A 12,594-nucleotide genomic window follows, 5' to 3' on the forward strand; every position below is an offset into this window, starting at 1 on the left:
CCTCTAAGGAGTTGTTAATGATTTTCTTTAATTCCGCACCGGCTGCACCGAACGTCCCTCGATCTTCGGCAGTTCCGCGGTCGAGGTCGCACGCTCGCCGCCCTGCGCACGCCGCGCCAGCTCTACGGTCAGACGCTCCGCCGCCTCCGGCTGCATCAGGCCGAGAATATCCGACATCTTCCGCGGGGCAATCTGCGAGGCGATCTCGAACAGAACCGGCATTTCCAGTCGGTCGAAAATCTTCGCAGCATCCTTCGGCTTCATGCTTTCATACATGGTGACAATGCCCTTGAAGCGCGCGGCATCGGCCTCGCTCTTCTGCTCCGTCGCCGATTTGATGCCGGCCTCGACACCCTTCATCTCGTCGACCTTGGTCTCGATGCGCTTCTCAGCCGCTTTCAAGAGACTTTCGCGGATTTCGAGCTCGCGCGCGCGCGCATCGAGTTCCTGACGGCGTGCCTGCAGCCGTTCGAGGATGGCACGTTCGGAGTCCGAAATCTTCGGGGCCTGCTCTACCGGCGGCGTATTGGTGACAGCGATCGCATCCGGTGCGGCGACGGTCGGCTTCGTCGGCTCATCCTTCTTCGCGGCAACCGAACCGGTAATGTCGGAATCGACCGGCTTGGCGCTGCCGGGGAAATTGAGCATCTCCTGTGCCCAGGATTGCTTGGCTAGCTGCGGTTGATATTCGAACACATAGCCGCCGTCGATCACGAGGCCTGCGATCTTGAGGATCGCCAGGCCGAGCACCGCAATCAGGACGACGGGCAGGATACGAATGTCGCGGAACGCTTTCATGCAGCGATGCCGTCAGGCCTCCGTCGCTCGGCAAACGCCTGAGCCGCCGCGGCGTTGGCTCGTGCTGCAGAGACGCGGCCGGCCGGCGCAGCGGCCGCCGCTTCCACAGGCTCGGCCTGCGCCGCAAGCGGGCGAGCCGCGATGGCGATCTTGGAGAGCCGACGCACCACATGGTCGCCTTCGGCGAGCTGTGCCTTGAGCTGTTCGGCGAGAGCGGTTGCGGCATTGATCTGCGCGCCGAGATTCTCGTTGACGTCGCGCACCGTATGCTTGAGCCCGCCAATGGCGCGCTCGGCGATTTCGGTGACCGTGATCAGCTCGCCGATGGTCGCCTTCAACGATTGTTCGTCCGCCTTCAGCTTCTTGAGGCGCTTATTGAGCAGCATGCAGTAGCAAATGGTCAGAACGAGCAATACGGCGACCAGGCCTTCTATCACGATTCCCAGCGAATGGCTCATTGTGCCTCCATCATCTTGGTTTGTTCGTCTGCCTTCTCAAACATCGCGAGCGTGGTGTGTGGCTTGCGCAGATGCTTCGTGACCCGGATCGCCACACGGTCGCCGACACGGCCCATGCGCCCTTCCGTCAGGGTCACAGCGCCGCAACGAACCGCGACCAGTGCGTCGGCGCGCATCTCCAGCGGCAGCGTGTCACCGACCTTGAGCGTCATCAGCTGCTTGAGCGGCAAGTTGGCCTCGTAGAGTACGGCATCGACGGCGATCTCGGCCTGAGCGAGTTCGGTAGCCAGATGGCTTTCCCAGATCGGATCGCGGCCGAACTTTTCGCCCATGAACATCTGCATGAGCGTGGCGCGGATCGGTTCGATGGTCGCATAGGGCAGCAGCAGCTCGATGTTGCCGCCGCGATCTTCCATATCGACATGCAATCGCACCAGGATGGCAGCGTTGGCAGGCCGCGTGATGGTCGCGAAGCGCGGATTGGTCTCGAGCCGGTCGATATTGAACGACACCGGCGACAACGGCCGGAAAGCCTGTTCGGCATCGGCCAGCACGACTTCGATCAGGCGTTTGACGAGATTCGTCTCGATGGTCGTATAGGGGCGCCCCTCGATGCGCAGCGAGGCCTGGCCGCGACGGCCGCCGAGCAACACGTCGATCATCGAATAGATGAGGCTGGAATCGACGGTGGCGAGACCGAAATTTTCCCATTCCTCCGCCTTGAATACGCAAAGCACTGCGGGAAGCGGGATCGAATTCATGTAATCGCCGAAACGCACCGAGGTGATGCGGTCGAGCGAGACTTCGACGTTGTCGGAAGTAAAGTTGCGCAGGCTCGTGGTCATCAGCCGCACCAGACGGTCGAACACGATTTCGAGCATCGGCAGACGCTCGTAGGATACCATCGAGGAATCGATGATGGCCCGGATACCGGAATTGTCGTCGATATTGATTTCACCGACGCTGAAGCCCAGCAGATTGTCGATTTCCTCCTGCGACAGAACGCGTTCGCCGCCGTTCTTGCTGCCGCCGAGATCGCGACCGCCGTCTTCCACCATGGCGGCCCATTGCTCGGCCATGGTGCCGGTGAGTTCATTCTCGGCAGCAGCTTTCGCGGCCTCGACGGGATCCTCTGAGTCCAGAGACGCTTCCCATTCGGCGGCAATTGCGTCCTGATCGACCTGCTCGGTAGACATCGCTCTAGACCCACATCCTCATTGAATGAGGATTTCCTTGAACAGCACTGCGTTGACGTGATTTGGCGCGATCGCCGCGTTGACGCGGCGCGTCAGCTCTTCCTTCAAACGAAACATGCCGATCGACCCGTTGAGGTCGGATGAACGAAGCTCACGCAGATAGACCTGCGCCATATCGGTGATGCGCGGCATCGAAGGGGTAATCAGCGCCACCTGGGGCGCATCCTTCACTTCCAGCACCAGCTTGGCCTTCAGATATTGCACGCGCTCGCCGGGCTGGCCGGCGAGATTGACCATGATCTCCGGGACCTCGACGAAGGACAGCGGCTTGGCAGCGGCTGGTGTTTCAGCGTGCTCTTCCTTCTTCTTGCCCTTGGCCAGGAAGAAGTAACCGCCGCCACCGCCGGCCAGTGCCAGCGCCACCACACCGATGATGATCAGCTTGAGCTTGCTCTTCTTGGGCGTTTCGTCTCCGGCGCCACTCTCTGTATTATCTGTATCCGCCATCGCCTCGCCCGCCAGGGAATTGGGATGGGCTCGATGCCGCGAGGCAGGCCCTGAAGACGCGATACAAAATGCCGCCAGCGCCCAAGGCCCTGTCTGATCCCGACGCTAGGTGGCAATGGTTAACGGAATCTTTATTTTGCGGGATCACTAGGAAAATTCTGCCGGCAATTGTGGTCAACAAGACCTTTCTGCCGCCCTCTCCGCCCCACCGAAAACAATATAACTATATGAAATCGTTTCGCTTTCTTAGTTGGCACGACTTTCGCTGATCCACTGGGGTGAACCACGGCTTGGGAGAGCTTGAGTGGTTTACGAGATCCGCGAACCGGCTTGGGAGAGCCGCTCGTTGGAACCAGGGGAGATCAGCCGATGGAGAACATGCTTCTCGTCGGATTGTCGCGGCAGATGACGCTTCGTCGGCAGATGGACGTCGTCGCGAACAACATCGCGAATATCAACACGTCGGGCTTCAAGGCCGAACGGACGCTGTTTCAGGAATATCTGAGCCCCACGGCCCGTGAAGACAATTTCACCGGCCGGGACCGCCGGGTGTCCTTTGTGCAGGACCGCGCGACCATGCACGACTTCGCCGGCGGTCCGGTCGAGCCGACCAAGAATCCGCTCGACGTCGCCATCGACGGCAATGCCTTTCTCGTGGTGCAGACCCCGGCCGGCGAGCGCTACACCCGCGACGGCAGCCTGCAGATCAACAATCAGGGCCAGCTCGTGACGTCGAGCGGCTTCCCCGTGCTCGGCAATAACGGCCCGATCGTGTTCCAGCAGACGGACCACGACATTAACATCTCCCAGGACGGCACAGTCACCGTGCTCGAAGGCACCAACCGTATCGACAGCGTGCGCAGCCGCATCCGGATGGTGCAGTTCGCCTCGCCGCAACAGCTCGTGAAGGAAGGTTCGAATCTCTACTCGGCCGGCCCGGGCGCCAATCCGCAGCCTTCGCTGACCGCGAAGCTCAATCAGGGCTTCATCGAGCGCTCCAACGTCTCCTCGGTCACCGAAATGACGCGAATGATCGAAGTGACCCGCGCCTACACCGAACTGTCGAACATGCTGCAGTCGCAGGGCGACTCGCGGCGCACCGCCATCGAGAAACTCGCCGACGTTCCGGCTTAAGGACACAGACCCATGCGCGCACTCTATACCGCAGCGACCGGGATGGCGGCCCAGGAACTCAACGTCCAGGTCATCTCGAACAACATCGCGAATATGCGCACGACCGGCTACAAGAAGCAGCGGGCGGCGTTCCAGGATCTCATCTACGACCATGTACGCCGCGTCGGCGCGCAGGCTTCCGATCAGGGCACCATGATCCCGGTCGGTGTCGATATCGGCGGCGGTGTGAAGACCGTCGGCACCCCGCGTCTGATGGGTCAGGGCACGTTGTCCGCCACCGGCAACGATCTCGACGTCGCGATCCGCGGCGAAGGCTTTTTCAAGATCCAGATGACCGACGGCACCTTCACCTATACGCGTGACGGTTCGTTCTCGACCGACAGCCAGGGCCGCATCGTCAATGCACAGGGCAACCTGCTGCAGCCGACCATCACGATTCCGACCGCCGCCTCGCAGCTGACGATCAACGCCGCCGGCCAGGTCTCGGTGATCGTGCCGGGCACCACGACGCCGACCATCCTCGGCACCATCGGCCTGACCCGCTTCATCAACAAGGCCGGCCTCAATCCGATCGGCGACAACCTGTTCACCGAAACCCCCGCCTCCGGTCCGCCGCAGGACGGCACTGCCAATCTCGACGGTTTCGGCGACATGCAGCAGCGCAACCTCGAACAGGCGAATGTCGAAGTCGTCACCGAAATCTCCGACCTGATCGCCGCGCAGCGTGCCTACGAGATGAACGCCAAGGTCATCAGCGCCGCTGACCAGATGCTGCAGTCCACGTCCGGCATGTTCCGCTGAGGAGGATGATCATGACATCAGCCACGCGCTCGCTGTTCCTAGCCACCGTCCTCATCGCCAGTGCAGCCACCGCGGCGCTCGGTCAGGTCAGGCGCGACGACACCATCGCCGTGCCGACGCTGCGCGCGAATGTGTCGATCTCGAGCGACGTGGTGCGAATCGGCGACGTCATCGACAATGCCGGCCCGGCTGCGGACATTGCGATCTATCGCGCGCCCGACCTCGGCACCGTCGGTTCGCTGACGACGGCTCAGATCCTCGCGACGTTGCGCGCTCATCAGGTGATCGGCGTCGACACCGGTGGCTTGCAATCGATTTCGGTGACGCGCCTGTCGCGCAGCATCGAAAGCAGGGAAATCGAGACGCAGGTCGCACGGGCGCTGCAGCATCGTCACGGCCTCGGCGATGCCGCCAATCTGACACTGACCTTCGATCGTGACGTGCAGGACACCCAGCTCGATCCCGCCTACACAGGTACGCTCGATCCCGTCTCCGCGCGCTTCGATGCGCGCAACGGCCGCTTCGATGTCACTTTCGCCGTCGGCAGCGACGGCAGTGCGCCCGCCGCCAAGCTGCGCTTCACCGGAACGGCGGTGGAGACCGTCGAGGTTGCGGTGCTGGCCCGCGGTGTCGAACGCAACGAAGTGCTGAAGTCATCCGACGTCATCGTCGAGCGTCGGCCGAAGGCCGAAGTCGGCAATGACGGTGCCGGCCGCGATCGGGCCGTCGGCATGCAGAGCCGCCGCCAGCTTCGCGCCGGCCAGGCGATCCGTAATGCGGATCTGGCCAAGCCCGATCTCGTGGTCCGCGACCAGGCCGTCACGCTCGTCTACCGCGCGTCCGGCATCTATCTCACGATCCGGGGCAAGGCGATGGAAGCCGGCACCGAGGGCGACGTCGTCAACGTCATGAACCTGCAATCCAAGCGCAGCGTGGCCGGTGTCGTCACCGGCCGCGGCGAAGTCACCGTCTCCGCTCCGTCCGCATCGCCGCTCCCGGGCGAACGCGCGCCAGCTCCCGCCCCGGCAACCGCCGACCCAGCACCTTCCGAAAAGATTTCCCGCGCATCTTCTCCCGTCGCCCTCGCCGCCAACGACCGGGTGCCCGTCTCTCGCAAAGCTGAGTAAAGTACATGTATCAGTCTCGCCGCCCCCTCATCCTTGCAGCGCTCCTCGCCACCGGCCTTGGCGGCTGCTCCTCCATCGACCGCCTCGCCTCCCTCGGCGAGAAGCCGGCGTTGACCGCGATCGAAAACCCGACGACCCAGCCGGGTTACAAACCGGTACAGATGCCGATGCCGAAACCGGAGGTCGCGTCCTACAACGCGAATTCGTTGTGGCGAAACGGCTCGCGCGCTTTCTTCAAGGATCAGCGTGCCCGCCAGGTCGGCGATATTCTGACCATCACGGTGAACTTCACCGACAAGGCCAACATCGCCAACGAGACCCAGCGCAGCCGCACCAGCAAGGAAGATTCGGGGATCACCGATTTCGCCGGCAGCAAGTTGCTGTCGGGTTCGGCCGCCTCCGTGCTGCCCGGCAAGCTGTTGACCACCGACAGCTCGTCATCGAGCGACGGCAAGGGCTCGGTGGTGCGCCAGGAAGCCTTGCAGACCAATGTCGCCGCTGTCGTTACGCAGTTGCTGCCCAACGGCAACCTCGTCGTCGAAGGCAAGCAGGAAATCCGGGTCAATTACGAGATTCGCGAACTGATCGTCGCTGGCATCGTGCGTCCAGAAGACATCCAGAGCGACAACACCATCGACAGCTCGAAGATCGCCCAGGCCCGCATCGCCTATGGCGGCCGCGGCCAGATCACCGATGTCCAGCAGCCGCGTTATGGCCAGCAAGTGATGGATGTGCTGCTGCCCTTCTGAGGCATGATCCCGAAAAGTGGACGCCGGTTTTAGGATCAGATCATGCTTCACTAAAAGTCTTTCGAGCTCCCACATCGCAGCGTGCTCCCACGCGCTGCGATGTTCACACGCGGCCTTCCGTCAGCTCCCCTGCCGGAAGGCCGTCGTTGTTTGAGAATCGGTTACGCCTCGAAACGTACCGTCACACTGCCGAGCCCGGACAGCTCCATCAGCACCTCATCGCCGGCATTCAGCCACTCGGTCCTGATCAAACTGCCGGTGAGCACGATATCGCCGGCGCGAAGGGTCTTGCCGGTCTCTGCCAGATGATTGGCGAGCCAGGCGAGCGCATGATGGGGATGACCGAGTACATCGGCACCAGTGCCGCGGCCGACTTCGCGGCCATTGATGATGGCGCGGCCATCCACCGACAGCAGATCCGGCGCATCGGTACGCGCGACCGGAGCACCAAGGACGCAACCGGCTGCAAAGAAGTCATCGGCAATCAAGACTCGGGGATCGACGCTGCGCCAATCGGCATAACGGTCATCGACGATCTCGATCGCCGGATAATAGGCGTCGACAAATGACGCGATTGAGTCCGCCGTGAATGGCACATCGCCGGTGACGACGTCGCTGCCGAGCCGCACCGCGATCTCGCATTCGACGCCGACGTGAACATAATTCTTGTACGGCAGCGAAATGCCGCTCTGATGCACGCCGCTTTGATACAGACCGCCGGCACAGGGATGATCTATGCCGAGATAGACCTGCATCACCGTCGAGGTGCAGCCGATCTTGTAGCCGACCTGGGCGCCGAAATCGGGCGAGAGCAAATTGTGCAGCACATCCTGCACCCGATAGGCATCTGCCTCATCGTGCGGAACGGCCTCTGCGGGTGGAGCGGATAGCGGCGTTCGGTTCACGCGCACGGCCGTAAGAATCTCGGCGATCGCGAGTTGCTTCTCCATCGACAACCTCCCGAAAACAAAACGGCCGCCTCTTTGAGCGGGCGGCCGCGCAGTCCAGCTATTCGTCGCGATAAACCTTCTCGCGCTTCTCGTGGCGCTCCTGGGCTTCCACCGAGAGCGTCGCGATCGGACGGGCTTCGAGGCGCTTCAAGGAAATCGGCTCGCCGGTCTCCTCGCAATAGCCGTAGGTGTTGTCCTCAATCCGAAGCAACGCAGCATCGATCTTGGAGATCAGCTTGCGCTGACGATCCCGTGCGCGCAGCTCGATGGCACGGTCGGTTTCCGACGAGGCGCGATCCGCGAGGTCGGGGTGGTTGACGTTCTCCTCCTGCAGGGTCTGCAGGGTGAGCTTCGATTCGCGGAGGATCTCTTCCTTCCAGGCCAGCAGCTTCGCGCGGAAGTATTCGCGCTGGCGATCGTTCATGAAAGGCTCTTTATCGGAGGGGCGATAGCTCTTTGTCTTGTCCAAGGCCAATCCATCAATGCTTGCATGGCGCCGGAAATACCCGGACGCGCGGCGCTTATATAGCCACGCGCTGTGACAGACAATAACGTCCAGGACTTGCCCCCCGCGGGGTTCTCCACTGGAACTTTGGCGGTCCGAAGGGGCTCGCTGATCAGCCCCGCGCCGCCTTGGCGAGTTCAACCTCGACACGCAGTTCAATTTCGGACAGCACGGCATCGAGGCCTGGGTCGCCCGAACCGGCCTTCAGATCGGCCGCTGCCGAGCGGAGCCGAGCCACCGTGGCCGGGGTGATCGATCCGGCGAGCATGCTGATTTTGAGCTCATCCAGCACATCGAGAGCGCCGCGCCCGCGCTGCACCGACTTCTTACGTCGCTCGGTGGCATCGTCGACGCTCTGCATCGCCAGCAGCGCATCGATGCTGTTGGCAGCGCGCGGAGCCGCGGCCGGGCGCGTATCGGCGGCCGGGGCGGCATCGGGCAGCGAAAAGGTACTCGACCCCGTCTTCTTCGTGCCCGAGGAAGAAGTTCCAAGCGTGGTGCCGTTGGGTCCGTAAATGCGCATCGGCAGGTCCAGCGAAATGGCGGCCATCGGTCCGCCGGTGGCCACTCCCCGTCCCTGCGACATCTTCGCCGGAGCTGGCGGCCCTGTCTGCAACCTCGCGCCTTATGGTTAATCAAACGTAAACAACCCGGCAAAAAGTGCCGCGGGCGGCAGTTTCGACTCGCCCTGTCGCGAAACGGAACTCGTTGAAAATAAAAATATGAAGTAATATCAAACAGATAAATAAATCTCCATGCTGGCACGGTCCTCGCAACGTGATAGCCGGACATCGTCATGGGAGTGGCTGATGGTCCGAGCCTAGACCTCGCGGGGAGCAGCGGATGTCGAGCCTGACTTCGATCCGATTCTATCAGACGGCCTGCGCGGCCCTGTGTGCGCTGGTGCTGTCGATGGTCTCGGCGCATGCCACGTCGCGGATCAAGGATCTCGCCAATATCGAGGGCGTGCGGCAGAACCAGCTGATCGGCTACGGCCTCGTGGTCGGCCTCAACGGTACCGGCGACACCCTCAACAACATCCCCTTCACCCGGCAGTCCCTGCAGGCGATGCTGGAACGCATGGGCGTCAATATCCGCGGCCAGACGCTGCGGACGGGCAACGTCGCCGCGGTGATGGTCACTGGCAACCTGCCCGCTTTCGGCACCCAGGGAACGCGGATGGACGTCACCGTCTCCGCCCTCGGCGACGCCAAGAATCTCACCGGCGGCACCCTGCTCGTCACCCCCCTGCTCGGCGCTGACGGCAATGTCTACGCGGTCGCCCAGGGCTCGCTCGCCATCAACGGCTTCGCCGCGGAAGGCGCCGCCGCCAGCATCACCCGCGGCGTGCCCACGGTCGGCCGCATCGCCAATGGCGCCATCATCGAGCGCGAGATCGAATTCGCGCTGAACCGGCTGCCCAATGTCCGCCTGGCGCTGCGCAATCCCGATTTCACCACCGCCAAGCGCATCGCCGCCGCGGTGAACGACTTCCTCGGCAGCAAGACCGCCGAGCCGCTCGATCCCTCCACCGTACAGATGTCGATACCGGCGGAGTTCAAGGGCAATGTCGTCGCGCTGCTCACCGAGATCGAACAGCTTCAGGTCGAGCCGGATCTGGCCGCCAAGATCATCATCGACGAACGTTCCGGCATCATCGTGATGGGCCGTGACGTTCGGGTCGCCACCGTCGCCGTTGCGCAAGGCAACCTGACGGTGACGATCTCCGAAAGCCTCAATGTCAGCCAGCCCGCACCGTTCTCCAATGGCCGCACGGTAACGGCGCCGTCGACCAGGGTCGGCGTCACCGAGGACGGCAAGAAATTCGCCATCGTCAAAGATGGCGTATCGCTGCAGCAGCTCGTTGACGGTCTCAACGGTCTCGGCATCGGTCCGCGCGACCTGATCGGCATCCTGCAGGCAATCAAGGCCGCCGGCGCGATCCAGGCCGATATCGAGGTGATGTGATGTACGGCATCAACGCAGCCGCGGCGTATCAGGCCAAACATCCCACCATCAATGGTCGCCCCGATCAGACGCTGATCGACGCGATGCAGAAGGTTTCGCCGCAGGCGCAGGCGAAGACGCACAAGCAGGCGGAAGATTTCGAGGCGATGTTCCTCAATACGATGTTTGCGCAGATGACCGCGGGCATCAAGGGCGACGGTCCGTTCGGCGAAACCACCGGCACCGGCGTCTGGCGCTCGATGCTGACCGACGAATATTCGAAATCCTTCGCCAAGGCCGGCGGCGTCGGCATCTCCAACGAAGTGTTTCGCTCCCTTATCATCCAGCAGGCCAAGGCATCCAACTAGTTGGCCGCCAGCTAACTCCTCCAACGCACCGCAGAGGATACCCCCATGAACCACGCATTGCGCCAGCAAGCCGCTCCCGTCGCTCCCCGCGCCGTCGCAACGCCGGGCGAAGCACGCCAGCTCGCAGACAGCTTGATGAAGGTGATGAACGATCTCCTCGCCATCATCGAGCAGGAGACCGCGCTGGTTCGCGCCGGCCACATCCGCGAGGCGATCGCGCTCGAGCCGTCGAAGGCGGATATCTCAAAACGCTACATCACCATGATCTCGCTGCTCAAGATCAGCCAGGCCTATCTCGCCAGCACGACGCCGGATCTGCTGCAGGCACTGCGCAAGCATCACGACGTTTTCCGTGCGATGTTGCAGGTCAATCTCACCGTGCTCGCAACGGCACATGCGGTGTCCGAGGGCATCGTGCGCGGTGTCAATGCTGAGATGCAGCGCCGCAACATTCCCCAGACTTACACCGCCGCCGGCCGACAGGCCCAACCTGGCCGCGCCAACATGACCCCTCTCGTGATGAGCCGTTCGCTCTAGAATACTCTCGACCTTGATAGAACCGTGTCCCAGGCGCGCTGCAGCGTCGAGCGATGTGGAGCATCGCCGACAACGCTGCTGCGCAGAACCGGGACCGTACTAAGCTCGGAGTTTGTTACGGTCCCGGCTCTGCGAGGCGGCATAAAGAGTGCCGCATCGCGTCCGGGACACGTTTCCATCAAGGTAGATATGACTCTAGGTCATGTCCGAGCATCGCTCGTCTTTGAATCAAATCATCGGTTGGACGTAAGCACCGAATTCACGCGTTCGGTGCATTATCATCTGTTGGGAAAGGGGTCGGGAAAGCATCGGTGGAGCCAGGAGGGCTACCATGAGTACCGACTACATGATCAAACCGGTGGGGGCACTGGTTGTGGCGCCGATTGCACGACCCGCACCAGAAGCGGTGCGCGAAGCCGTGCCGACCCAATTGCCGCCGGACAAGACCGTCACCGCGGCCCCCGGCGTCTCGCAGGTCAATATCTCCCCGGCCAACTACCAGCAGGTGGACAGCGATCGCATTTCCAAAGGGGTGATTATCGACCGGGATGCCAAGGAGATCGTCTTCGTCTCGGTGGACAAGAAGACCAATCAGATCATCAATCAATATCCGGAAGCGAGCCGGCTGCGAACGCACGCCTATCTGCGCGCGATGGACGCTGCTAAGCAGGATGCGAAGCTCTACGAGCGCAGGATCGAGACCGACCGCAACGCCTGAGCGTCAGACATCGCGCTTCGCGTAAGCCGTATCGAGATAAGTGCTGCCGGTGGCCGCATCGGTGACGACATTCTTGATCGTCGCCTTGTTGTTCGCCGTCATCTGGAACTTGGTATCGCCGACACGGAAGGCATTGTCCTTGATCAGCACCTGCTGATACTTCACCGTTCCTTCGCTCTGATACTTCACCTGAGCACGGAAACCGTTGACCTGCGAGACGGCGATCTCGAACTTCTTGCCGTTGGCGTAAGTGCCTTTCCAGCTCCCCTCATAGAGGGTCGGATCCACCGCGACATATTTGCCTGCCGTGATCGGCGTGGTCGTCTTCGCTGCGGTGGAGAGGATGCTCAGAACGTCGGCCATATCTGCCTCATCTGCCCGACGTCGAATCGCCGCGCTTCCGCATTACGCAACGCCGCACGTTAATTGATCGTTACGGGCGCCCGGACAGGCCGGCGGCGATGTTGCGATTGATATCGATCAGCGCCTGAAGATGCTCGACCTGACGAATCTGCTGCAACGCCGCACACTGCGTCATCACGAAGATACCGATATTGGCGATGTTCTGTCGGATCTCGATCTTTTCCGGGTTCTGGTCATTCATGGCATCGCCAACAAAGATCGACCAGAGCTTGCGATTGAACAAGAGCGCCTCGTCGAGGCCGGCGTCGGTGGTAGACCAATTGGCGACCACGTCCTGCAGCTTGCGTGCAGCCTTCAGAAGAGCCTGGGCTTCGATATCTCGCGGTGATGCCGTGGTTTGAGCCGTACGCGCGTAAGCCTGGGCACCGGTCGACAT

General features: G+C 62.1%; 17 protein-coding genes. 8 read left to right on the forward strand and 9 right to left on the reverse strand.

Translation table 11 applies throughout. The features are described from left to right. Window positions 1-27: 27 nt before the first annotated feature. From E0H22_RS18560 to fliL, 4 genes are read right to left on the reverse strand one after another with little or no spacing between them, the layout of a single operon-like run. Entirely contained in the window at window positions 28-798 is a 771-nt protein-coding gene (locus E0H22_RS18560; protein ID WP_233022468.1) for a MotE family protein, read from the reverse strand. After that, on the reverse strand, window positions 795-1,256 hold the full coding sequence (locus E0H22_RS18565) for a DUF6468 domain-containing protein (RefSeq protein WP_233022469.1): 462 nt from the start codon (window positions 1,254-1,256) through the stop codon (window positions 795-797). The genes E0H22_RS18560 and E0H22_RS18565 overlap by 4 nt, the downstream gene beginning before the upstream one ends. Then, window positions 1,253-2,452, reverse strand: a complete 1,200-nt coding sequence (gene fliM, locus E0H22_RS18570; protein ID WP_233022470.1) for a flagellar motor switch protein FliM — start codon at window positions 2,450-2,452, stop codon at window positions 1,253-1,255. Before fliM ends, E0H22_RS18565 begins: the two co-directional genes overlap by 4 nt. Window positions 2,453-2,470: 18 nt before the next feature. Further along, window positions 2,471-2,959 (reverse strand): flagellar basal body-associated protein FliL, encoded by a 489-nt coding sequence (gene fliL, locus E0H22_RS18575; protein ID WP_233022471.1) that lies wholly within the window; start codon window positions 2,957-2,959, stop codon window positions 2,471-2,473. A 369-nt stretch (window positions 2,960-3,328) separates the two neighbouring features. Between fliL and flgF the strand changes: the two genes are divergently transcribed. From flgF to flgH, 4 genes are read left to right on the forward strand one after another with little or no spacing between them, the layout of a single operon-like run. Continuing rightward, complete coding sequence (flgF, locus tag E0H22_RS18580) at window positions 3,329-4,093, forward strand: flagellar basal-body rod protein FlgF (protein ID WP_233022472.1); 765 nt, start codon at window positions 3,329-3,331, stop codon at window positions 4,091-4,093. A 12-nt stretch (window positions 4,094-4,105) separates the two neighbouring features. After that, window positions 4,106-4,894, forward strand: a complete 789-nt coding sequence (flgG, locus tag E0H22_RS18585) for a flagellar basal-body rod protein FlgG (protein ID WP_233022473.1) — start codon at window positions 4,106-4,108, stop codon at window positions 4,892-4,894. 5 nt (window positions 4,895-4,899) lie between these two features. Further along, complete coding sequence (gene flgA / locus E0H22_RS18590) at window positions 4,900-6,021, forward strand: flagellar basal body P-ring formation chaperone FlgA (RefSeq protein ID WP_430715167.1); 1,122 nt, start codon at window positions 4,900-4,902, stop codon at window positions 6,019-6,021. A 5-nt stretch (window positions 6,022-6,026) separates the two neighbouring features. Beyond that, window positions 6,027-6,770, forward strand: coding sequence for a flagellar basal body L-ring protein FlgH (gene flgH, locus E0H22_RS18595; protein WP_233022475.1), 744 nt, complete (start codon window positions 6,027-6,029; stop codon window positions 6,768-6,770). A 161-nt stretch (window positions 6,771-6,931) separates the two neighbouring features. Here flgH and E0H22_RS18600 read toward each other — a convergent pair whose 3' ends face one another. From E0H22_RS18600 to E0H22_RS18610, 3 genes are all read right to left on the reverse strand, one after another. Continuing rightward, window positions 6,932-7,720: a 2-keto-4-pentenoate hydratase gene (locus E0H22_RS18600; RefSeq protein WP_233022476.1), complete on the reverse strand. Its 789-nt coding sequence runs from the start codon at window positions 7,718-7,720 to the stop codon at window positions 6,932-6,934. 58 nt (window positions 7,721-7,778) lie between these two features. Beyond that, a complete protein-coding gene (gene dksA, locus E0H22_RS18605) occupies window positions 7,779-8,144 on the reverse strand; it encodes an RNA polymerase-binding protein DksA (protein ID WP_233022477.1) in 366 nt (121 codons plus the stop codon). Between the two features lie 193 nt (window positions 8,145-8,337). Continuing rightward, entirely contained in the window at window positions 8,338-8,748 is a 411-nt protein-coding gene (locus E0H22_RS18610) for a flagellar assembly protein FliX (RefSeq protein ID WP_233026420.1), read from the reverse strand. Window positions 8,749-9,068: 320 nt separating this feature from the next. Here E0H22_RS18610 and E0H22_RS18615 point away from each other — a divergent pair, with 320 nt between their 5' ends. From E0H22_RS18615 to E0H22_RS18630, 4 genes are all read left to right on the forward strand, one after another. Further along, complete coding sequence (locus tag E0H22_RS18615) at window positions 9,069-10,193, forward strand: flagellar basal body P-ring protein FlgI (protein WP_233022478.1); 1,125 nt, start codon at window positions 9,069-9,071, stop codon at window positions 10,191-10,193. Continuing rightward, window positions 10,193-10,540 carry a flagellar assembly peptidoglycan hydrolase FlgJ gene (flgJ, locus tag E0H22_RS18620; RefSeq protein WP_233022479.1) on the forward strand — a complete coding sequence of 116 codons (348 nt, stop codon included), beginning with the start codon at window positions 10,193-10,195 and terminating at the stop codon, window positions 10,538-10,540. Before E0H22_RS18615 ends, flgJ begins: the two co-directional genes overlap by 1 nt. Before the next feature lie 45 nt (window positions 10,541-10,585). Next, entirely contained in the window at window positions 10,586-11,077 is a 492-nt protein-coding gene (locus E0H22_RS18625; RefSeq protein WP_233022480.1) for a hypothetical protein, read from the forward strand. 331 nt (window positions 11,078-11,408) lie between these two features. Beyond that, on the forward strand, window positions 11,409-11,795 hold the full coding sequence (locus E0H22_RS18630) for a hypothetical protein (protein WP_233022481.1): 387 nt from the start codon (window positions 11,409-11,411) through the stop codon (window positions 11,793-11,795). Window positions 11,796-11,798: 3 nt separating this feature from the next. Here E0H22_RS18630 and E0H22_RS18635 read toward each other — a convergent pair whose 3' ends face one another. Further along, window positions 11,799-12,158, reverse strand: a complete 360-nt coding sequence (locus E0H22_RS18635) for a hypothetical protein (protein ID WP_233022482.1) — start codon at window positions 12,156-12,158, stop codon at window positions 11,799-11,801. A gap of 70 nt (window positions 12,159-12,228) precedes the next feature. Then, window positions 12,229-12,594, reverse strand: a complete 366-nt coding sequence (gene flaF / locus E0H22_RS18640; protein WP_233022483.1) for a flagellar biosynthesis regulator FlaF — start codon at window positions 12,592-12,594, stop codon at window positions 12,229-12,231.

It is taken from the genome of Rhodopseudomonas boonkerdii, from assembly GCF_021184025.1.
GTDB classification, from domain to species: Bacteria; Pseudomonadota; Alphaproteobacteria; order Rhizobiales; family Xanthobacteraceae; genus Tardiphaga; species Tardiphaga boonkerdii.

Coding starts and splice junctions, on each gene's coding strand:
- E0H22_RS18560 (WP_233022468.1), bottom strand. CDS start 798: ATGAAAGCGTTCCGCGACATTCGTATCCTGCCCGTCGTCCTGATTGCG.
- E0H22_RS18565 (WP_233022469.1), bottom strand. CDS start 1,256: ATGAGCCATTCGCTGGGAATCGTGATAGAAGGCCTGGTCGCCGTATTG.
- fliM (WP_233022470.1), bottom strand. CDS start 2,452: ATGTCTACCGAGCAGGTCGATCAGGACGCAATTGCCGCCGAATGGGAA.
- fliL (WP_233022471.1), bottom strand. CDS start 2,959: ATGGCGGATACAGATAATACAGAGAGTGGCGCCGGAGACGAAACGCCC.
- flgF (WP_233022472.1), top strand. CDS start 3,329: ATGGAGAACATGCTTCTCGTCGGATTGTCGCGGCAGATGACGCTTCGT.
- flgG (WP_233022473.1), top strand. CDS start 4,106: ATGCGCGCACTCTATACCGCAGCGACCGGGATGGCGGCCCAGGAACTC.
- flgA (WP_430715167.1), top strand. CDS start 4,900: ATGATCATGACATCAGCCACGCGCTCGCTGTTCCTAGCCACCGTCCTC.
- flgH (WP_233022475.1), top strand. CDS start 6,027: ATGTATCAGTCTCGCCGCCCCCTCATCCTTGCAGCGCTCCTCGCCACC.
- E0H22_RS18600 (WP_233022476.1), bottom strand. CDS start 7,720: ATGGAGAAGCAACTCGCGATCGCCGAGATTCTTACGGCCGTGCGCGTG.
- dksA (WP_233022477.1), bottom strand. CDS start 8,144: ATGAACGATCGCCAGCGCGAATACTTCCGCGCGAAGCTGCTGGCCTGG.
- E0H22_RS18610 (WP_233026420.1), bottom strand. CDS start 8,748: ATGCGCATTTACGGACCCAACGGCACCACGCTTGGAACTTCTTCCTCG.
- E0H22_RS18615 (WP_233022478.1), top strand. CDS start 9,069: ATGTCGAGCCTGACTTCGATCCGATTCTATCAGACGGCCTGCGCGGCC.
- flgJ (WP_233022479.1), top strand. CDS start 10,193: ATGTACGGCATCAACGCAGCCGCGGCGTATCAGGCCAAACATCCCACC.
- E0H22_RS18625 (WP_233022480.1), top strand. CDS start 10,586: ATGAACCACGCATTGCGCCAGCAAGCCGCTCCCGTCGCTCCCCGCGCC.
- E0H22_RS18630 (WP_233022481.1), top strand. CDS start 11,409: ATGAGTACCGACTACATGATCAAACCGGTGGGGGCACTGGTTGTGGCG.
- E0H22_RS18635 (WP_233022482.1), bottom strand. CDS start 12,158: ATGGCCGACGTTCTGAGCATCCTCTCCACCGCAGCGAAGACGACCACG.
- flaF (WP_233022483.1), bottom strand. CDS start 12,594: ATGTCGACCGGTGCCCAGGCTTACGCGCGTACGGCTCAAACCACGGCA.